Source organism: Acaryochloris sp. IP29b_bin.148, from assembly GCF_028285565.1.
GTDB lineage: Bacteria > Cyanobacteriota > Cyanobacteriia > Thermosynechococcales > Thermosynechococcaceae > Acaryochloris.
In genome coordinates this window covers 1-19627 of record NZ_JANQOY010000161.1, presented here as the reverse complement: position 1 = coordinate 19627, position 19627 = coordinate 1, and the positions used below count along the sequence as shown (strand labels likewise).

Genomic DNA, 19627 nt, shown 5'->3' with positions numbered 1-19627 from the left:
CATTTACCCCATCCAAAAACTGAAGAATTCGGCTCAGGATTCACGCATGGCAATATCTGAACAAGTTCAACAACGCGCTGACTTTATTGGCACTCAAGTGATTACCCGCAGTACGGGTAAAAAGTTAGGGGTCATTAACCAACTTTGGGTTGATGTCGATCAGCGAGAAGTCGCAGTCGTTGGTTTGCGGAATACCTTAGTCACCGGTGACCAGCGCTACATGTATTTGACCAGCGTGCGTCAGATCGGCGATGTCATTCTCGTGGATGATGAGACTGCAATTGAAGAAGTAGATACCTACGATTTCAGCACTTTAATTAATAACGAAGTGATCACCGAAGCGGGAGAACTCTTGGGCAAAGTCCGAGGGTTTAAGTTTGACACCAGCACGGGAGAAATTGCCTCTTTAGTGATTGCTTCGGTTGGGGTGCCCCTGATTCCTTCGCAGGTTTTGAGTACCTATGAACTGCCCGTTGAGGAAATTGTCAGTACAGGGCCGGATCGCTTAATCGTCTTTGAGGGGGCGGAAGAGCGCCTAAACCAATTGACGGTGGGCCTGCTCGAACGGATGGGGCTAGGCATCCCCCCTTGGGAATTGAGCGATGAGGAAGATTACATTCCCAAGACGACGTCTACCACGAACCAGCTTGGCCCTGGCGAACCCACTACTGCCTATGCGCCTGCCCGTCAGGCTGCCCCTGCTCAGCAAGCCTGGGAAACAGAGGCCTGGGAAGCGGAGCCTGTGCCAGTGGAACGCCAAGAGGCCCCGCAGCAGCAATATGCGTACCAAGAGGAAGATAATTGGGGGGATAGTGGATCTTCTCCACCCCCTACCCCTGCGGAGCCGAAGTATGAGCGGGAAGGAGATGTGTGGGCCGATGATTATGAGCCCCAAGAACTCAAAATTCCAGAACCGCAAAAAATTGCCGAATACGAACGCGAAGATTTCTAAACCCCTGTTGTTAAGCCCTTAGACCTGTGACTGTCCTCACGAATTCTCTTACTACGGTCGCCCAGCAAACTCGCCAGGCGGCTATCCACCTGGCAGGCGCGTCTACGGCAACGAAAAACCAAGCGTTAGAAGCGGTCGCTCAAGCGCTAGAAGCCGCAACGCCAGAGATTCTCGAAGCGAATGTGCGGGACTGCCAGCAGGCCAAAGCGGCAGGCATTGCCAATGCCCTCTATGCCCGATTAAAGCTGGATGCCACTAAACTCCAAGGTGCGATCGCAGGCGTGCGCAGTGTGGCCACTCTGGAAGATCCAGTGGGGACGGTGCAGCTGAAACGAGAGCTAGATACGGGGCTGGTATTGAGCCGGGTTAGCTGTCCGTTGGGCGTGCTCGGGGTTATTTTTGAAGCCCGACCGGATGCCGTGATGCAAATTGCAGCGCTGGCGATTAAGTCTGGAAATGGGGTGCTGCTGAAAGGCGGGCAAGAAGCGCTCCATTCCTGCCAAGCATTGGTAAAGGCGATTCATCAAGGACTGGCGCAAACGGAGGTGTCTCCCCACGTAGTCGCGTTATTGACCAGTCGAGAAGAGACCTTGGAATTGCTGAATCTCGATCAGGAGGTCAACCTGATTATTCCTCGGGGTTCCAATGAGTTTGTCCGGTTTGTCCAGGAGAATACCCGCATTCCAGTTCTGGGACATGCCGAGGGAATTTGTCATCTGTATGTGGATCAGGCGGCGAAGCTGGACCAAGCGGTAGAGATTGCCGTAGACTCCAAGATTCAATATCCGGCGGCCTGTAATGCGGTAGAAACGATTTTGGTGCATGATGCGATCGCATCCCAATACCTACCCACACTGACAGCAGCGTTACAGGACAACAAAGTTAAGGTTCTCGGGGATGCTAAAACGCAAACCATCGTTGATGTCGCCCCCGCAACTGAGGCGGATTGGGCCACTGAGTATGGTGATTTGATCGTCTCCATTAAAGTGGTGGCGTCCTTGGCAGAGGCTATTGCTCATATCAATCAGTATGGTTCAGGGCATACAGACGCCATTGCCACTGAAGATGAGCAAGCGGCGGCTGTATTTATCAATCAAGTGGATGCAGCAGGGGTATTCCACAACTGTTCCACGCGATTTGCTGATGGGTTCCGCTATGGCTTTGGTGCAGAAGTGGGCATTAGCACGCAGCGGATGCCGCCCAGAGGGCCTGTGGGTTTGGAAGGCTTAGTCACCTATAAATATCAGCTCAAGGGCCAAGGGCAGATTGTTGCCACCTATGCCGGGTCAGAGGCGCGACCCTTTACCCACAAAGACCTTTAACTTTATACCTATTACCTATTAAATGAGCCGCATCGGAACGACTGTCCTGATGCAGCTTCATGATGTGGTGGTCAGAGTTCGATTAGTTGCGAGAGGACATCGCCATCACGATTCGGAGGATGTACCAGAAGAGCAGGGCGACAGACGCGAATAACTCTAAGGATGCAGCCACATAATGCTTTGTGGAATAGTGCTTCATCACCTTAGAGGTGTCATACAAAATAGCTGCTGATGCAAACACCACCATAATGACGGAGAAGAATAACCCCAGCGAGAAGCCGAAGATATAACTGCAAACAATCAGTCCTAGAGCGACAAAGCTGCCGATTTTAAGGATGCCACCGAGAAAGGTGAAGTCTTTGCGGGTTGTAAATGCGATCGCAGTTAGTCCCCCAAACATTGTCAGGGTCAAGATTCCGGCTGTAGGGATGACGTTGGCATCGGAGAAATATGCTGCCATGTAGAGTAATGGCGCAAAGATTAAAGCTTGAGCAACCACATAAATTCCCAACCCTGCATACTGAGTGCCGACTTGATCGGCCTTAGCAACGAGTCCCCGAGACATCCAACCTAGTAACGAAAAAGCGCCTAAAATTAACAGCCAGCTAAAACGGCTTCCGGCTAAAAATTGGAACATTGCTTCAGCAATGCCTAATTGGAATAGCAGAAATTCAACAACGATAAAAGCACCAATAGCACCTGCTAGATGCAGATAGGTCTTTTGAATAAAAATGGCACGTTCTGACGGGCGCGACTGGGCAACGCTTAACATGATTGATATCCTCGACAAAGATGGAGTAGAGAACCTGTTCTATCTCCAAGCTTAATCTACGGACACTGTGATCGTCCCTAAGTATTGAATTCACCTCAGACTTGGAAAGCGGTCGAAATGAAGGGTTTGACTTCAAGGGAGTGCCAAAACCTTAGTGCCTGAAAAAACAAACATCAAGTACAGTACTAGAAATCATGGGTTCGAAAGAATTGTTCTGTTTTAGCATCGGTGGGGTAAAACGTTTCAATCCGCAGCTCATCTGTGGTGATGTCCTGAGGGGTACCAAAAGTAGCAATAACCGAAAATAAACTCAGTTCCAAGCCATTGATATCCAGCTCTAAGGGTAAGACGGGCAACAAGCTAGCGCTGGACTCACTGTCACCTTCAGGGCCAACGAGTTCGATGTATTGGGCGAATCGCTCTTGGATTCCCAAATCACCAAATGTCAGGGATTCACTTCTGAGACGACGGATGATAGACGGTAAGACCTGATCCCAATTGGTAATATATTGCCTGAGACCGTTGGGATGAATCGTGAGTAAGGCCAAATTGAGTTCCCCTTCCGCTCCCAGATGGGCCTGAAATGTTTGCGGGTCCCCCCCTATACTGAGCAAAAAATCTGCCGCCTGATTGGCTTTTTTTACATTCCAGTAGCGATCCACTACAACAGCAGGCAAAGGGTTATGGTGTTGCAACATATAATTCAGTGCGTCTAAGACAGGGGCCATAATAGGCTCATTCAATTGCGTTTCGTGATAGGCGGCAGCATAGCCAGCGGCATGTAACAGGACATTCCGTTCCCGTAAGGGGATATCCATCGCCTCTGAGAGTCGCTCGACCATTTCTCGACTAGGATGACTTCGCCCAGTCTCCAACCAACTGATATGGCGTTGTGATACATCGGCTGCCAGGGCTAAATCCAGTTGCGACAGCTTCCTGACTTGACGCCATTGACGACAGATATTCGGAAAGTTTTGTGTTCGGGCGGAGGTCATGAATTTCTCCTGTCTGCTGTTCATTCTCAACTGAGACTGAGCATCAATTCAATAACCTCACAGGTTATTGCTGCAATTCAAAGGAGAGGTAAGGATGGATGCAAATCCAACCCAAGGAGTTTGTTATGGTCAACAGGCGGGTAGCTCTGATAATTTTGATTCCGTTTACCCTGCTATCTGGATATGCGATGGCCCAGGTGGGCTATCTTGGCATTTTAGATTACAACCGCTACAGTCCGGCTGGCTGGCAGGTCTTTACTGATTTAGTGATTGCTCTGGTCCTGGTGTTGAGTTGGCTAGTACCAGAAGCGAGAAAAAAGAATCGCAATCCTTGGCTTTGGGTGTTGGCAACGGTGTTAACAGGTTCCTTTGGCCCCCTGTTATTCCTACTCACGAACAAGCCCACATCCAGTCAAGAGGGTGTATCCCGAGGTTTGGAGAGCTGATACTGAACTCAGCCCCAGTCAATACAGTTCATCAATGGCACCCAGATCGACCCAGTCGGAGATGCGATCGCAACCCCCTCGATCATCAGGATAAGCCAGTAACCTCTGTTGAGGAGATCGCAGTACTTCAGCTAAGGGAACAGCTGTTAGTTCAAGAACTCTAACTCGTCACATTGAAAGTCATTAAATGATAGCGGTCTCTGGCCGAGAAGCCTGCTTGTGAGTAGAGTCGTTTTGCTCTGTCGTTGGCACGGGCCACTTCTAGATGCAAAGCAGCAATATCTAGGCTGGCAGCCTGTCGAATTACAAAGTCTAAAACTTGTTTCCCAATACCTTGCCCCCGAGCACTCTCGACAAGAAACAGCTCATCGATAAAGGCATCTCGACCCCCTAACTCAATGCTGTAACCAAAACACAGCGCCACATAACCAATGACATGCTCAGCAACACTGATCAACCAAATACGCCCTAATGTTGAATGGTCCGCTAGCAAAGGTAATAGCGTCTCCAACCGTTGCTGATCAGTTAAAACAATCTGCTCAAAATGATGATAGGCCCGTACTAAGGGCAGCAAGACCGTAATATGAGAGTCATTTGCAACTTGAAATGTGGGACACTTCATCCGTGCGGAATAGTCGTTACCAAAGATAATCTTGACGCTGCTTCTAGCGTAGTGGATTTGAAGACTATCCCTGAGAATAGGCAGGTTTGGCCTCCGTAATTCCTTGTTGTTCTAGCGCTATAGCCGTTTTAAAAATCATGTTCTCATCATAGGGACGAGCGATTAGCTGGATACCCACGGGCAGTTCTCCCGGCAGAAAGATCGGCACTGAGAGAACGGGTAAACCAATAAAGGATAGGGGTTGGGTGTAATAACCCAGATGGGGACGAATGGGCACCGTTTGTCCATCTAGCTCCATCGTTGTCTGCTCAATGAATGGGGTCGAACAAGGGGTGGTGGGAGCAATGATCAGATCGACGGTCTTAAAAATTTCGCGAACCTGATCGCGATACCAACGGCGAAAACGCTGGGCTTGTAGGTACCAGCTATTGGGTATCATCGCTCCAGCGACAAAGCGATCGCAAGTGGCAGGGTCAAAGTCCTGTAGACGCGTTTGTAATCGCGGTAAATGGAGCTGACTGCCTTCGCTGGCGGTAATTAGGTAGGCGGCGGCTCTAGCCCGTGCCGATTCCGGTAAGGTCACAGCTTGGGTGACCTCTAAGGCAGAGGATATTTGGTCTAGGGCCAGGGCAATGGTGGGAGTCATGCCTCGGGCGAAATGATCGGTTGCGATTGCAACCCGTATCCCCGTCATATCCCCTGATAAATCCGGCGTAACCGGTGGACGGTCCGTACAAATGGGGTCGCGAGGGTCCGATCCTTGAAGCACCTCAAAGGCTAGAGCAATATCCTCCACAGAGCGAGCAAAAGGGCCAATATGGTCCAAGCTGCTGGAAAATAGGTAGGCTCCTGCCCGTGACAGGCGACCATAGGTGGGCTTGAATCCATAGACGCCACAGAGCGAAGCGGGCACTCGAATCGATCCATTGGTATCTGAGCCAAGGGTTAGCGGCACAAGACCAGCCGCCACCGCTGCTGCCGATCCACCCGAAGAGCCACCGGAAATTCGAGTCGGATCATGGGGGTTGGGGGTGACGCCGTAGTGATGATTGATGGTGACAAAGCCATAGGCATATTCATCCATATTCAGCGCTCCCACCAAAATTGCGCCTGCGGCGTTGAGGCGGGCCACCGCAGTTGCATCTTGGCTGGCGGGGGGCTGGCTTTGATTAATTTTGGACCCGGCTAAGGTTACGGTTCCAGCAATATCAAATAGGTTTTTTACCGCGAATGGTACGCCTGCTAAAGAGCCTACGGGTTCTCCTGCTGCCAACTTGCGATCAAGGGTTGCGGCATTAGCTAAGGCAGAAGACTTTAGAACGGTTGTAAAGCAATTCAGATCCTCTCGACTAGCGATTTGTGCCAACGTTGCTTCAACGATGGATGTGGCCGAGCGCTCCCCAGTTTTAATCTGTTGAGCAATTTGAGCTGCCGTCAAACTCATGGTTCAAACTGAGGCGCAGCCTCTAAGGTATCGGGCAAAGGAAAGTCTAAAACGGGCTGGGCAATGGTGTGGATCTGTTCAAAGCTTTCAACTACATCTGGGAGCTGATCTGGAGGTATCGATAACCCAAGTAGCTTAGCCGTCTCAATCACATACGTTGAGGCAAAAGCATCCGAATCATTAGATGGTGAAGCTGAAGACTTTGACATGCGGCAGGTATAAAGGGGCAACAGGTCTAGAATAGCGGACCTATAAACGAATCGAGAGCGCCAATTTCCTCACCCACAAATCAAATAGCAGCCCAGGGATGTCCTCAATTCCGCTCATAATATAAATAGTGCATAACGACTATCGCCCCCAAAGGAATCCATGGCTAGAGACCTGAGAAAATTTATCCAACGCCTCGAAGAGCGAGGCCAACTCAAACGCATCCAAGCCTTGGTGGATCCCAAACTGGAAATTGCTGAAATCTCAGATCGGATGTTGCAGCAGGGCGGTCCAGGACTGCTCTTTGAGAACGTCAAAGGCTCTGACTACCCCGTGGCGGTGAATTTATTGGGCACCGTGGAGCGCACCTGCTGGGCGATGAATATGGAATCCCAATCCGAGTTGGAGGATCTGGGTAAGAAGCTGGCAATGCTGCAGCAGCCCAAGCCCCCTAAAAAACTGAACCAATTTATCGACTTTGGCAAAGTTCTGTTTGATGTGGTCAAGGCTAAACCCCAGCGGGATTTGCTACCCCCATGCCACCAGGTAGTGCTCAAGGATGAGCAGGTAGACTTAAACAAAATCCCCATGATTCAGCCCTATATCGGGGATGGCGGTAAAGTGGTCACCTTCGGCTTGGTGATTACCAAAGACTGTGAAACGGGAACGCCCAACGTAGGGGTGTATCGCCTACAGTTGCAGTCGAAGAACACCATGACGGTGCAGTGGCTATCGGTGCGGGGCGGAGCACGACATTTACGCAAGGCGGCAGAGCAAGGGAAAAAACTGGAGATTGCGATCGCAATTGGTATTGACCCCTTAATCATCATGGCCGCAGCCACCCCTATCCCCGTCGATCTTTCAGAATGGCTGTTTGCTGGACTCTATGGCGGTAGTGGAGTGCACCTGGCCAAGTGTAAAACGGTGGATTTAGAAGTGCCTGCCCAAAGTGAGTTTGTTTTAGAAGGTACGATCACCCCCGGTGAAACAGGGGTAGATGGCCCCTTTGGCGATCATATGGGCTACTACGGTGGTATCAATGAAGCCGCGCCACTGATTCGATTTCACTGCATGACTCACCGCAAAAACCCCATTTATCTGACCACCTTTAGCGGTCGTCCCCCCAAAGAAGAGGCGATGATGGCCATTGCCCTGAATCGGATTTACACACCAATTTTGCGGCAGCAGGTCTCAGAAATTGTGGACTTCTTTTTGCCGATGGAGGCTCTGAGTTATAAAGCAGCAGTGATCTCGATTGATAAAGCCTATCCGGGGCAGGCTCGCCGGGCGGCTTTGGCTTTCTGGAGCGCGTTACCCCAGTTCACCTACACCAAATTTGTGATTGTGGTGGATAAGGATGTGAATATTCGCGATCCGCGCCAAGTGGTATGGGCAGTTTCGTCTAAAGTCGATCCTGTGCGGGATGTGTTTATCTTGCCGGAAACTCCCTTTGATACCCTCGATTTTGCCAGTACCAAGATCGGTCTAGGAGGACGCATGGGCATTGATGCCACCACGAAGATTCCTCCGGAAACGGATCATCCTTGGGGAGAACCATTGAAAGCCGATCCTGATGTGGCAGCCATGGTGGATCGTCGTTGGGCTGAATATGGTCTAGCAGATCTGAATCTGGGTGAGGTAGACCCGAATTTATTTGGTTATGAAATGCCTTAACTCTAGATAAGAGCTCTACTCAATCTCAGTGTGTGATGATCATCCGTAGGCTCGATCGGTTTGGAGTTTCTATTTTGTCAGGTGTGCTGTGAACCATAGACGTCATTTTGATTTGAGTACGGCCGTTTCTTTCTCTGAGGAGGTTACCAGACATGTCATGGATTTTGACTTTTGCTAAAGGGTTGGCATGGGTAGCTCTGGTAACAGGGCTATGCAACTCTATGGTTCGACAGTATGCGGTTGTATTAGCACATCCCATAATTGAGGAGTCAAAGGATGTATCACAGAACAATACGAATCCAGACTATGTAGAGGCACAGCGTCGCATTCAAGAGGCACTCACCACCCAAGCATCGGCATTACACTTGAGAAAACTATCACTCACCCAAATTCCTCCCGAGATTGGGCAACTCATAAACCTACAAGAACTTTACCTTGGTAGCAATCAGTTGATCAGTCTACCGCCAGAAATTGGACAACTAACTAACTTAAAAAAGCTTCAACTCGGTCGCAATAGGTTGAATAACTTACCAAATGAGATTAGACAATTAATTAATTTGCAAGAGCTTTACCTTGATAGCAATCAGTTGATCAGTCTACCACCAGAAATTGGACAACTAACAAGTCTGCAAACTCTCATCCTCAAAAAAAATCAGCTAAGCAGTTTACCATCAGAAATCGGACGACTCACTAATTTACAAGCGATTGATCTCGACAACAATCAACTAAGCAGTTTACCTAATGAGATCGGGCAACTATTAAATTTAAGAACAATTGATCTTAGTAATAATCAACTGAGTAGTTTGCTGTCAGAAATCGGACAGCTCACAAACCTAAAATTTTTTAACTTGAGTGCTAATCAATTGAGTAGCCTGCCAAAAGAGCTTACACAACTCACAGATCTTCAAAGTCTTTATCTAGGTAACAATCAGCTGAATAGCTTACCAGATGGAATTAGGAACCTAAAAAATTTGCAAACTCTTTTGCTATATCGTAACCAGCTGAGTAGTCTTCCAGATGAGATTACACAGCTGACAAACCTACAATCGCTGGATCTTAATAACAATCGATTGGAAAGTTTACCAGATGATATGGAAAAACTACGTCAGTCAACAGTCATAAATTTGCAAAATAATCCATTGCCGCCTCACATTTTGCAAAATTACAGTGCTCCCTAGACCTGGGGCAACAAGTTGGCCTAAAGGATTACCTAAAGCTGCCATAAATACAATCGAAATAATCTAGATTTGAGGAGTCCATATTTGATATCTAAAAAGCTATCGTGGCTTTGGAGTCCGGATGAGCAAACTGCATAGCAATTGTTATAGCCAACATGGCCTACTTACAACTGTCGTGACTCCAATTCCTAAATCCAAACGGATAGGTGATCTGGATCGACACAAAGGATAGCGGATCCGGACGACATACTTTTTTGACTGCACTCTGGGCAAAAAATCCATAATTAATATCCGCGACAAATCGTGCATCGCTAAAGCCCACCATACTCACATCCGAGCAGTTGTCCATGATGTCTTGGCTAATCTTGGACATCAATTGAGGAGAGCTAAATACGTTGCCTATCCCTGATGTGTTCTCCAGAATATATTGATACTTCCGAGGTCGATCAGCAGGTGAGTCGTACATAAAGCCAACCTTATCCCAATACCCTTTCTGCAGTTTTACTTGGGAAAGTTGATTTATGCGTCCTTCACCTTGCAAAATTGCCTGACGGCATGAGGCAGCAGTTGACGAAGACTCAGTTAGGGGTAAGAAACGCTGCAATCGCCATAAACCCACAGCGCTAAAATAGGTAAGAATCAGCCATCTAAGAATTGAGACACAGATAGATAATTTATTTCTTTTCTGCATGAAATAAGCGGATAAGAATCAATATTATGGCTGCGATCGCTCCCACAATCGTCCCATCTCTTTTAAAACAGGTACGGTCGGCGAGGCCATAATCTGAGCTTGTGGTTTCAACTTTATGCCTGTGTTCTGTTGCCACAGTGCGGTCGCATGATCTTCCAGCTTTACATCAGGATGAACCGGGCGAAAGCCATACTGGATAAACACCTTTTGCTGATCCGGCTGTGACAGATAGTCAATAAACTGTCGGGCTTTTTGAGCTGTTTGCTCATTCACTTGGCGGCGAACAATTGCTGCGGTGGGTTTGTTTTCCACTGTTGGGTTGATTTCATAAATTTGATAGGGCTGGCCCTGAGAGACTTTGGACTGCTCCCAGCGATTTAGAGCCACACTTTCGTAATTGGTGATGATATCAGCATCATTTGCCCCTCGGGCCACAAATTCCTGCATCAGAACATCGCTGGACCGGGCAGGCTGATAGATGGATCGCTTTAGAGTAGACACTGCTGACTGGGCGGTTGGGCTATTTAAGTCAGCCGTTTGCAGAGAAGACTTTTGCAGTTTATGGGACAGCCAGAGACTCAAGGTCATTTGCCCACTATTAGAACGGGTGGGGTCGGTCATTACAAAATCAAAGCTGCCCCAGTTAGCAGAGCCGCCAAAAGATCCCCATTGCTGGGCTTTCATTGCCGTTTCCAGTCGATTCCAACTAAACTTGCCATCTGGGAACAGAGCCTTTCCCCGCTCCGGCCAGGTAATCGCTACGAGGCGAGTTTTCGCCAGGGGTTGGGGTTCACCGTAAAAGGCAGGTTCTGGGGCCGTCCATCGCTGCTCTAGACGCTTGAGGGTGTCCTGATTAGCGGGAATGAGCACCGTCGGTTGAAAATCATTGCGGTCGTCAATAAACCGATTGACCATATCCAAGGACCCCTGGACTTTGAGGTCAATGCGGATTTGGGATTGCTGTTGATGAAAGCTCTCAATCAATTTTTTCAAAGGTGGCTCTAACTCAGAACCACTGACCACTACTAGGGTTTGGACCTGATCACCTGGGAGTGGATAAAAGGTCAATCCCAAGGCTGCCGCAATAATGGCCAGAGAAATATAGAGGGACCGCTGAGACTTCGCCATGCTTCTTCCTATGTCAAGACCAACACATCCAAATTTTCTTGGAAATCTCGCAGCTCATCACTCAGATTTTTGAGTTCAGCCGATTGACTGGCCTCTGCTAAGTCCGCACGACGCAACTGATTCTGCATCGCCTGTAAAACCCCAGCCGACTCAGCGATTAATTGAGATAGGCTCAGGAGCTGGGCTTGGCGGGCATCTTGGCCCTGCTGAGCCAGGCTGATATTACGCTGGAGGCTTTGATCAAGCTGTTGCAATTGCTGTTGGGTGGCTCCAGAACTCTGGGCTAGCTTCTTCTGAACTGTGGCCCGTTGCTGCTGTAGCTCCTGCACGGACAAAATGGAATCATCACCATGCAGGCGTTTGGCCATCGCTTCAATTTTTTGGGGTAATTCGGTGGTGCGATCGCACGCATATTGCAGAGTCCCCAACAACTCCATTTGCAAAGATTGGGTCAGCAATTCCTGGGCTTCTGTCTTCAGAGATTGGGCCTTTTGAGCCAGCGAATGAGCTTGAGTCCTTAGATTGCTCAGCTCTTTTTCCATCGCCGGACTCCACCGTTTTGGCTGAGCTGCTTTCGGGGTGTCAGATGCCATAAGGCCCGCACCTGCTATCGCTACACCCGCCGACAAAGGCAGCATGACAAAAGGGCTGAGTTTTGCCAGCCGCACGCCCCCCACCAGAACAATGGCACCCGCTAACACGGCTAAGGGTTGGTATAGGGGATTGACGAGTTTCACCATGATATCGTTACCACTGCCGCTTACTCCTCTTTAGAACTCCACCTGTAAATCAGCCATCAACTGAGCAATAGAGGCCGGATTCCCTTGACGATAATAGCCGCCATTGGCTTTCGCAATCTGCTGAAGGACATCCGGTGCAAAGTCTCCTTCACTCCCATAGCCCACGGTGAAAATGGCAATCCGCTGGCTGCCTTCAAAGCCTGTTTTTTTCAGTGCCGTCAACAATTGGGGCAGCTGCTGCCTGGACCCAGAATCGTTACCGTCCGTCAGCACAATCACCGCATTAATGGCATCGGTGCGCAAATTTTGGGTGAGCCAAGACTGGGCTGCCAGAATAGAGTCGTACAGCTTGGTATTGCCATCTGCCTTGAGGGCAACCACAAACTCTAAACCTTTGGACTGCCCCTCTGGGGTGCCATCTACAGAAACAGGCTTACGGACCACTGAGTCAAAATCAATCAGCGTCACTTTTTCCTTAGGACCCAGACCTTTCAAGTAAGTTTGCAGGGTAGACTGCACAGCAGCCAGTTTTGTCCCGGTCATCGACCCAGACGAATCCACCACAATCACCACTTGTGAAGGCTTCTTGGCGGCGGTTTGCCAAGATTGAATCATCGCTTCCACCACGTCTGGCTTGGGCACTCGATAAGACGCATATTTGGGTTGCGCTTCGACACCCCAGTTTTGGGTAAACTTAGCGCCCAATGCTACGCCGGGTGTCCCCGGTCGTAAGCCCAAAGTGGTGGCAATCTTCTGAATCTCGGGTGTGCGGATATAGTCAATAACTTGTTGAGCCGCTTCTTTCTCTGCTGCACTCACCCACGGTCCCGTAGGCAGAACCCCTCGCATATTGGACGTGTAGGTCACCCCAGGATAAACCGCTTGATATCGAGGCTGTCCCGCAGGCACTTGGGCATTGGCGGCAATCACCGATGACTCATAGACCGACCCCACCGAGGCCCAAAAGGGACCATTGGTCACCATGGCTTTGGCTAAAGAGGTGGTCGAAATGCCATAGCGGGTAATTTTCTGCTGAATCGCTCCCACTTTGCCTTGGTAGGCTTTAACATCTGCAACCGTAAGCTGTTCCGGTGGCTTGCCAGAGACAGAGGCAAATTGAGCGACTAGAGTCTGTAATCCTGAGTTAGATCGGGATGGAGCCGTATGCACATAGCGGAGGGGCAACGGTTGACTGCCCGGATCTAAATCCTTGTGGCTTTTGGCCGTTAACAGGGCTTGAAAGGGATCTTTGGTTTTGCGCAAGCTCTCGGCTAGATCGTCCCGCACCATAAACACCATCGGGCTATTTGCCAGTAGGGGCGCATCAGTGACCGTGGGCACATAATTTTGGCCAGGGAAAATCTGGTTCACTTGGTAGGCTAACTGATCCACATAAATATCCCCATCTAAGGAGACCAGCGTCGGCCAGCTTGGATCCTCTGCTGAAAGATTGCCATTCTTCATGGCTTTGGCTTTATTCAACACCTCAGTAACAACATCTCCGCTCCCTTTGGCTTCGCAGTGCACATAAAAAGGACTGCCATCTTTTAGTTTTGGCCCAGTCTGGTTGAATCGCTCCATACTTTGCTGGCAAAAATCCTCCATAGCGCTGCCCACTAGAAAGGTAACCTTCATACCTTGATTCCCGTTGGTAGCAGGACCCGTCCCAGTACAAGCACTCAGCATGATCAGTAATGCAGCCTGACAGTGTAATAGAATTTGACGGGTAGAGGGTTTCACCATTGCGGGATATCCAATCGAGTCAGCATAAGAGTTGCAAAGAGTGATCGGTGGATTGATTCAGATGAGCTGTCTAGTCGACTAGCTTCTCTGTTTTATGCAGTGATAAAAACAATCCAGCATGCGTGGAACGTTTTTTACTCTCGGCTTTAGCATACCCGCTAGGCAGCATGATCTCGAACGATCGCCCCCATCCAATCCGAAACATTTTCCTTTTCAATCACAAACGATTGGCACAGATTTCTGCAAGGCTAACTTTTGCAACATCGCTATAAGGTGCGGATCGTTAACACTTGAGGAGGGGTCGAATCAGGAGGATATAGTAATTCAACCTTGGCTCGAATCGTTCCTTTCGGATCAATGGGCAAGGTGACTAGAGGTTCCCCTTGCTGACCGCATCGTTGTACTAGATGGAAATACTGTTGTTCAGGGATATTTCGGGTCGGGGATCCCTGGGGGAAGCTCAGTTTGATTGTTCCCCGGAAGCAGATCGGTCCAGAGGGTGATTTTAGAAAACGGAGACCCTGGCGAGTCAGAGGGTCCTCTTTAAGGGGGGTTTGCAGAGCAATGGTCACTGTCTGGGTGCGCTGGGTTGTATTGTGCAAAGGTAGATCTAGGTTGTACTTAAGACCATAGTTACCGTGGGCAAGATAGGCTGTATCATCGTAGCGCTTTAACATCGGAGCACTTTGAATTTGCCCAGTCCCCAATGTGCCCCGATGGAGTGAACTGATCACGTAGGAGAAGGCTTGACCGGATTTAGGGATTTTAAGTTCTTTGGACTGAGGGGTATCTGTCACGGTCGCCCGCCACTCGCCGCCCTTTGAGATCCCTGCAACTCGGCCATAAATAAACTTGCTTCCCTTAAAATCCAGGGGAGAGGGCACTTTATCTCTTGGTTTTATCAATTCCCCTTTCGCTAACAATAGTTTCCAGGTTGCTAAGCTTGGGCCGCTATACCAAGGGGTTCCATGCTTCGCCATACTAGCAACATAGAGTGGGCCATCCGTTCTCAATCGCATCCAAGTGGTGCGACTGTTACTAGGAGGAATAGCGCGATTGACCAGCATGTGGCTTTTTCGAGGAGGAATAACGATTTTTGATGTCCAGCCGGGCTGGCTTTTGCCTCGAAGGATGACATTGGTGATTCGGCTACCTGGTCCCGAAAATACTTTACCCGTCGAATCGACTATCTGACTCTTTAAAGGAACAAAGGGAGCATGGGCACTGCTTAGAAAGCTTGTTGCTTGAAGAATGCTAACTTGAGCTGGCTTGCTGGTGGGATTATGGAGCAGTATCCCCTGATAGAGAGATCTCTTGCCCCTCCTTGAACGAAGTCGAGTCACGTGATGAGCAAAGATATAAAACTCTCCATTCAAGGCAAAATCGAGATGGGCACGAGGCGATGTTTTGCCTGATTTAGGAAAGGTTGACAGCAAGATTCCCCCTGTGTTGATAACCTCAGGACTATTACTATTCAAGAAAAGACTGTTATCCAGCTCTCCAGGTAATGCCCGAACATCCTGCGGTATAACGACCTCTGAACGTGCAGCAATAACAGGGGCCACTTGAGACAGAAATAAAGATGTTAGGAAAATTGATGACATATTGTGCCAGGTCGTAAACAAGCGTGTAAATCCTATCAAAAAGATCTTCGCAGTACTCCAGTCATAGCTGAAAGCTTGGCTGGGGGTGTAGCAAAGCATGACCTCAGGGAGCAAGATCTACATCCTAAGTGATATAATGTAGATATGCTCAACATGACCTGGGAATTCAAGTTAGAACCCACTGCAGAGCAAATTGCAGAAATTGAGCGCACTTTAACCGTGTGTCGCCAAGTCTGGAACTTTGCCCTAGCAGAGCGTAAAGACTGGCTGAATTCCCGCAAGTCTCCCGTGAACGCTTGCTCCATCAACCGGGAATACATCTTACCCGCTGACCAGCCGTTTCCAAATTATGTGAAGCAAGCTAAAGCCCTCACCCAAGCTAAAAAACACATTCCTGACCTAGGGTCTGTCAATGCTCAAATGCTGCAACAGACCTTGAGGAAGTTGGAGGTTGCTTGGGAAGCATGGCGGTTAAAGCGTTCTGGTCTACCCCGATTTAAGAACCAAGCCCGGATGCGTAGCTTTGTCTTTCCCCAGATGCTGAAAAATCCAGTCAGTGCTCAAGGGATAAAGCTCCCCCAGTTGGGATGGGTAAAAGTTAGATGGTCAAGGGATATCCCTGAAGCTTGTGTGATTAAGCAGGCTAGGGTTGTCCGCAAGGCTTCTGGGTACTTTGTCCTGCTGAGCTTACAAGCAGCTGTTGATATCCCTGAAGTGCCGTTTCATGGCCATCCTGTGGGGATTGATGTGGGCTTAGAATACTTTCTGTCTACCTCCGATGGACTCCAGGTTAAGCGTCCTCGCTTTTTTAATCAGTTACGCCGCAAGCTGCAATTGCTGCAACGTCGGCTGAAGAGAAAGCAAAAGGGCAGTGCAAACCGTTCTAAGTTGTTGCAGAAAATAGCAAGAGTTCACCAGCGGATTGCGGATACTCGCAAGGACTGGCACTTTAAGCTGGCTCATCAACTGTGTGACCGAGCAGATGCCATCTTTGTGGAAGATTTAGACTTCCGCATTATGGCCAAGGGGATGCTAGGCAAGCATACGCTGGATGCTGGGTTAGGCCAGTTTACGAATCAAATCCTGTCTTGGGTTTGTTTTAAGCGTGATGTTTATTACGGCAAGGTTGATCCTAGAGGCACAAGCCAGGAATGTCCTGACTGTGGTGCTGAGGTCAAAAAGGACTTGAGCGTTAGAATTTCTCACTGTCTAAGCTGTGGTTCAGTGAAGCCGAGAGATATTGCGGCGGCTCAAGTGATATGTACCCGTGGGCAACGGGGAGTAGAAAATGCCTGTGGAGTCGAGGTGACGGGGAATTCAGTCATGGATTCTAGTCAACTGGCACTGAAGCAGGAAATCTTCGAAGCGATTCGGGGAATCCCTCTCTGTACCTGAAAGGTCAGTGGGAGAGGATGTCAACAGACTGTTTGCTCTAACACTTTTCATCCAAAGCAGAGGCAAAGTTGCGAGGACTTCGGCGGCGAGTTACATCTTCTTCTGGTATTTGAATTTTTTGGCCCAGTCAGGTGTAGTGATTGACTTAAGGGGGCTGCCTGAGGTTTTCTTTACCAGGGCTGACCTCTAGCGTATTGGCAACATCAATCAAGGTCCATTTGTTAGGTTCAATGAACAATCCTTGGATGACTTCGCCGGGTTAGAGTGGCTTGAGATAGAGAACAAGAAAGGGCGACTCATACTAGACAAGCCACCCTTATATCCTTTGAGGCATGAAATTTAATTTCATTACCTTATCTTTAAGAATGCCCTAAAACGGCTCATATTCTTACCCTTCGGCAGAATTTAAAGGGGAAACTTTGAGCGATGAAAAGGGGCGACCCATGATACAGGCGGTCGCCACCCCAAGAGATTGCTGTTCACAATCGCATCAGAATTTACCACAGTGGCAAAATAATCCATTCAGTGTTTATCAATCTTTGACTGCCGAGTCATTAGATCAATAAAACGTAAAGGTCGCAAAACTGGGGAAGCCAGCACTATAAGCGTTGTCTGAGTGCCTGGAGTACTGCATACCCAACCGATTTAGAGGCTTCGAAATTCAACCTTGCTGGTTTTGTTCTGATATCGCCTGCACGATACCGTAGCTCATGCCGCCGCCAAACAGTGCGACGGAAACAAATACTCGGTCAGAATCGTAGTAACTTTTGCGCGAAACGGTCCAATATCCCAAGCTCACACCTATTATTAGACTAATACCTACTTGAAACAAATCTTTCATCGTAAGAGATAAGATTGCTTGCTGTTGCTGATGATCTTATTTTCTATATTTCCCAGAACAGTTCAATTTTGGTCTTACGAGGTTTGTGATCTACTGAGAATAAATAACCCATCACTCTTGGCCATCGAACCAGGTAATTCAGATTATTCCTAACTCAGATTGTTGTTGTCCTTTATGCCAGTCAGGCACAGTCCGCTTCTTTCACCAAGATAGTCGCACCTATTTTCGTTGCCAGGTGTGTCTGTTGGTCTTTGTGCTTCCTCATCAGTTTTTATCAGCAAACGATGAGAAGGCTATCTACGACACTCACGAAAATTCTGTTGAGGATTTGGGGTATCGTCGCTTTCTGAATCGACTTTTTTTACCTTTATCCCGACGTTTGCTTCCCCAGAGCTGTGGTCTCGATTTTGGGTCGGGACCAGGGCCAACGCTGTCGGTCATGTTTGAGGAAGCTGGACATTCTATGGAACTCTACGATCTGTTCTATGCACCAGATACTAAGGTTTTGCAGCGACAGTATGATTTTATTTCTGCATCTGAGGTGGTCGAACATCTCCACTATCCTCGACAAGAACTGGAACGATTATGGTCTTGCCTCAAGCCCAATGGCGTCTTGGGTATTATGACCAAACGTGTTATTGATCAGGCGGCTTTTTCTCGCTGGCATTACAAAAGCGATCTGACGCATGTATGTTTCTTTTCGATTGAGACGTTTGGATGGTTGGCCAATCATTGGCAGGCCGCTTTAACGATTTCAGGCAATGATGTGGTTCTGCTGTCGAAGATTTATTAGGTGTTTAATTGTCTTTGTTAAAATGATGATTGTAGCTGTACTATTTAACTAAATTAGAAAATTAACTCAAAAGATTTTGGCATAAGTATTGAAATATGGCTTGGGTGAACCAAATAAAGTTCTTCTATAAGAAGAGAAAACTATACATCGCTTTATTTGATGATTCTCATATTAGTGAGTTCTGGATAGCCAATATTAAAGCTTCGGACTTAAACATTAAAGAAGTCCCACAGGGGTTTGTGTTAGAGAGAAAGTATCGTATCCAGGACTTGGGTATTAAACCGTTTCAATGCTCGCAAGACAACTTCTTATTTAAAGTAGGAGATTTTGTTAATCAAGTTGTCAAAGGGCGATCTACTCCTAATGTAGTTGTGGAGAATTATATGAGTGGCGATACTTACAACATTGGGCAAGCGGGTGCTGTCGGAAAAGGTGCTCGTTCAGATCACAATACATTTCATCAGTCTGAGCCAAAACAAACTTTAGCAGAAGCTGCAGAGGAAATACAGCGACTTCTCAACGTGTTAGCAGTTGATAATCCCGATGCAAATGAGTCCGATAAGATAACTTTTGTTAATGATGAAACAACTCCTAGCTTCAAACGCCGTGTGGTTAGTGCATTGAAGTCTGGAAGCGAAACAGCTATAACAGAATTTTTTGATAACCCATATATTAATATTGGCAAGGCTATTGTTGAAGGCTGGATTAAAGTAAATTAAGGAGTTGTTGAATTTATTCTTTGTAGTAAGTATAAATATGCTCTTTTACTTCAAGAAGCTACTTCATGAATATAAATAGAGTTTGTTGATCTTCACCATGATCAACAAACTCTATTTTTAAATCTCTCCTTGAGCAATCATTTGAATTGCTCGTGGGGCAGCGGGGTCGAAACCACCGAAGTCCCAAGATAATGGATCCTTAGGATCCACTAAGGAGAGCTGGTAAGGGGCCAGAGTCACGTAGACCGCCTTAGCATTGGGATTCACTAGACGTCGATACTCAGCTAGTGCCTGACTCGGATGCTGTCGCCCTGCATAGGACTCAGAATCCGTCCAGAAGCAGAAGACATCGGCATAGAAG

At 48.2% G+C, this 19627-nt stretch carries 18 protein-coding genes and 1 pseudogene; 8 read left to right on the top strand and 11 right to left on the bottom strand.

Annotation, left to right across the window (positions count from 1 at the left end; translation table 11 throughout):
• The first annotated feature begins 46 nt into the window (after positions 1–46).
• Complete coding sequence (locus Q0986_RS15150; RefSeq protein ID WP_299411905.1) at positions 47–952, top strand: PRC-barrel domain-containing protein; 906 nt, start codon at positions 47–49, stop codon at positions 950–952.
• Positions 953–978: 26 nt separating this feature from the next.
• Positions 979–2274, top strand: coding sequence for a glutamate-5-semialdehyde dehydrogenase (locus Q0986_RS15145; RefSeq protein WP_299411902.1), 1296 nt, complete (start codon positions 979–981; stop codon positions 2272–2274).
• Between the two features lie 82 nt (positions 2275–2356).
• On the opposite strand, the gene Q0986_RS15140 is transcribed toward Q0986_RS15145, so the two are convergent.
• On the bottom strand, positions 2357–3046 hold the full coding sequence (locus tag Q0986_RS15140) for a Bax inhibitor-1 family protein (RefSeq protein WP_299411900.1): 690 nt from the start codon (positions 3044–3046) through the stop codon (positions 2357–2359).
• Positions 3047–3231: 185 nt separating this feature from the next.
• Entirely contained in the window at positions 3232–4041 is an 810-nt protein-coding gene (locus Q0986_RS15135; RefSeq protein ID WP_299411897.1) for a helix-turn-helix transcriptional regulator, read from the bottom strand.
• 98 nt (positions 4042–4139) lie between these two features.
• Here Q0986_RS15135 and Q0986_RS15130 point away from each other — a divergent pair, with 98 nt between their 5' ends.
• Positions 4140–4487: a DUF2834 domain-containing protein gene (locus Q0986_RS15130; RefSeq protein WP_299411893.1), complete on the top strand. Its 348-nt coding sequence runs from the start codon at positions 4140–4142 to the stop codon at positions 4485–4487.
• Positions 4488–4647: 160 nt separating this feature from the next.
• Here Q0986_RS15130 and Q0986_RS15125 read toward each other — a convergent pair whose 3' ends face one another.
• The 3 genes from Q0986_RS15125 to Q0986_RS15115 all read right to left on the bottom strand — a co-directional run bounded on the left by Q0986_RS15125 (position 4648) and on the right by Q0986_RS15115 (position 6762).
• Positions 4648–5109: a GNAT family N-acetyltransferase gene (locus Q0986_RS15125; protein ID WP_299411888.1), complete on the bottom strand. Its 462-nt coding sequence runs from the start codon at positions 5107–5109 to the stop codon at positions 4648–4650.
• Positions 5110–5173: 64 nt separating this feature from the next.
• Positions 5174–6553, bottom strand: coding sequence for an AtzE family amidohydrolase (locus Q0986_RS15120; RefSeq protein WP_299411852.1), 1380 nt, complete (start codon positions 6551–6553; stop codon positions 5174–5176).
• Positions 6550–6762: a DUF4089 domain-containing protein gene (locus Q0986_RS15115; protein WP_299411849.1), complete on the bottom strand. Its 213-nt coding sequence runs from the start codon at positions 6760–6762 to the stop codon at positions 6550–6552. Before Q0986_RS15115 ends, Q0986_RS15120 begins: the two co-directional genes overlap by 4 nt.
• A 160-nt stretch (positions 6763–6922) precedes the next feature.
• Here Q0986_RS15115 and Q0986_RS15110 point away from each other — a divergent pair, with 160 nt between their 5' ends.
• A complete protein-coding gene (locus Q0986_RS15110; RefSeq protein WP_299411845.1) occupies positions 6923–8434 on the top strand; it encodes a UbiD family decarboxylase in 1512 nt (503 codons plus the stop codon).
• 152 nt (positions 8435–8586) lie between these two features.
• A complete protein-coding gene (locus Q0986_RS15105) occupies positions 8587–9612 on the top strand; it encodes a leucine-rich repeat domain-containing protein (protein ID WP_299411842.1) in 1026 nt (341 codons plus the stop codon).
• A 160-nt stretch (positions 9613–9772) separates the two neighbouring features.
• Here the strand turns inward: Q0986_RS15105 and Q0986_RS15100 are convergent, their stop codons facing one another.
• From Q0986_RS15100 to Q0986_RS15080, 5 genes are all read right to left on the bottom strand, one after another.
• Complete coding sequence (locus tag Q0986_RS15100) at positions 9773–10078, bottom strand: hypothetical protein (RefSeq protein WP_299411840.1); 306 nt, start codon at positions 10076–10078, stop codon at positions 9773–9775.
• 249 nt (positions 10079–10327) lie between these two features.
• Entirely contained in the window at positions 10328–11431 is a 1104-nt protein-coding gene (locus Q0986_RS15095) for a substrate-binding domain-containing protein (RefSeq protein WP_299411837.1), read from the bottom strand.
• 8 nt (positions 11432–11439) lie between these two features.
• A complete protein-coding gene (locus Q0986_RS15090) occupies positions 11440–12171 on the bottom strand; it encodes a hypothetical protein (protein ID WP_299411835.1) in 732 nt (243 codons plus the stop codon).
• 30 nt (positions 12172–12201) lie between these two features.
• The gene (locus Q0986_RS15085) at positions 12202–13914 is read right to left on the bottom strand and encodes a VWA domain-containing protein (RefSeq protein WP_299411832.1); all 1713 of its coding nucleotides are present in this window, start codon (positions 13912–13914) and stop codon (positions 12202–12204) included.
• A 266-nt stretch (positions 13915–14180) separates the two neighbouring features.
• A complete protein-coding gene (locus Q0986_RS15080; protein WP_299411829.1) occupies positions 14181–15518 on the bottom strand; it encodes a DUF3370 domain-containing protein in 1338 nt (445 codons plus the stop codon).
• Positions 15519–15671: 153 nt separating this feature from the next.
• Between Q0986_RS15080 and Q0986_RS15075 the strand changes: the two genes are divergently transcribed.
• The 3 genes from Q0986_RS15075 to Q0986_RS15065 all read left to right on the top strand — a co-directional run bounded on the left by Q0986_RS15075 (position 15672) and on the right by Q0986_RS15065 (position 19266).
• Positions 15672–16913 carry a transposase gene (locus tag Q0986_RS15075; RefSeq protein ID WP_299411826.1) on the top strand — a complete coding sequence of 414 codons (1242 nt, stop codon included), beginning with the start codon at positions 15672–15674 and terminating at the stop codon, positions 16911–16913.
• Between the two features lie 986 nt (positions 16914–17899).
• Entirely contained in the window at positions 17900–18547 is a 648-nt protein-coding gene (locus tag Q0986_RS15070; protein ID WP_366918599.1) for a class I SAM-dependent methyltransferase, read from the top strand.
• A 95-nt stretch (positions 18548–18642) separates the two neighbouring features.
• Positions 18643–19266: a hypothetical protein gene (locus Q0986_RS15065; RefSeq protein WP_299411821.1), complete on the top strand. Its 624-nt coding sequence runs from the start codon at positions 18643–18645 to the stop codon at positions 19264–19266.
• 117 nt (positions 19267–19383) lie between these two features.
• On the opposite strand, the pseudogene Q0986_RS15060 reads toward Q0986_RS15065, so the two are convergent.
• Positions 19384–19627, bottom strand: a pseudogene (locus Q0986_RS15060) (TROVE domain-containing protein); the annotation flags it as partial.

Excerpts from the sequence above, each read along its gene's own strand:
- Q0986_RS15150 (WP_299411905.1), top strand. The coding sequence starts at position 47 with ATGGCAATATCTGAACAAGTTCAACAACGCGCTGACTTTATTGGCACT.
- Q0986_RS15140 (WP_299411900.1), bottom strand. The coding sequence starts at position 3,046 with ATGTTAAGCGTTGCCCAGTCGCGCCCGTCAGAACGTGCCATTTTTATT.
- Q0986_RS15135 (WP_299411897.1), bottom strand. The coding sequence starts at position 4,041 with ATGACCTCCGCCCGAACACAAAACTTTCCGAATATCTGTCGTCAATGG.
- Q0986_RS15130 (WP_299411893.1), top strand. The coding sequence starts at position 4,140 with ATGCAAATCCAACCCAAGGAGTTTGTTATGGTCAACAGGCGGGTAGCT.
- Q0986_RS15125 (WP_299411888.1), bottom strand. The coding sequence starts at position 5,109 with ATGAAGTGTCCCACATTTCAAGTTGCAAATGACTCTCATATTACGGTC.
- Q0986_RS15120 (WP_299411852.1), bottom strand. The coding sequence starts at position 6,553 with ATGAGTTTGACGGCAGCTCAAATTGCTCAACAGATTAAAACTGGGGAG.
- Q0986_RS15115 (WP_299411849.1), bottom strand. The coding sequence starts at position 6,762 with ATGTCAAAGTCTTCAGCTTCACCATCTAATGATTCGGATGCTTTTGCC.
- Q0986_RS15110 (WP_299411845.1), top strand. The coding sequence starts at position 6,923 with ATGGCTAGAGACCTGAGAAAATTTATCCAACGCCTCGAAGAGCGAGGC.
- Q0986_RS15105 (WP_299411842.1), top strand. The coding sequence starts at position 8,587 with ATGTCATGGATTTTGACTTTTGCTAAAGGGTTGGCATGGGTAGCTCTG.
- Q0986_RS15100 (WP_299411840.1), bottom strand. The coding sequence starts at position 10,078 with ATGTACGACTCACCTGCTGATCGACCTCGGAAGTATCAATATATTCTG.
- Q0986_RS15095 (WP_299411837.1), bottom strand. The coding sequence starts at position 11,431 with ATGGCGAAGTCTCAGCGGTCCCTCTATATTTCTCTGGCCATTATTGCG.
- Q0986_RS15090 (WP_299411835.1), bottom strand. The coding sequence starts at position 12,171 with ATGGTGAAACTCGTCAATCCCCTATACCAACCCTTAGCCGTGTTAGCG.
- Q0986_RS15085 (WP_299411832.1), bottom strand. The coding sequence starts at position 13,914 with ATGGTGAAACCCTCTACCCGTCAAATTCTATTACACTGTCAGGCTGCA.
- Q0986_RS15080 (WP_299411829.1), bottom strand. The coding sequence starts at position 15,518 with ATGTCATCAATTTTCCTAACATCTTTATTTCTGTCTCAAGTGGCCCCT.
- Q0986_RS15075 (WP_299411826.1), top strand. The coding sequence starts at position 15,672 with ATGACCTGGGAATTCAAGTTAGAACCCACTGCAGAGCAAATTGCAGAA.
- Q0986_RS15065 (WP_299411821.1), top strand. The coding sequence starts at position 18,643 with ATGGCTTGGGTGAACCAAATAAAGTTCTTCTATAAGAAGAGAAAACTA.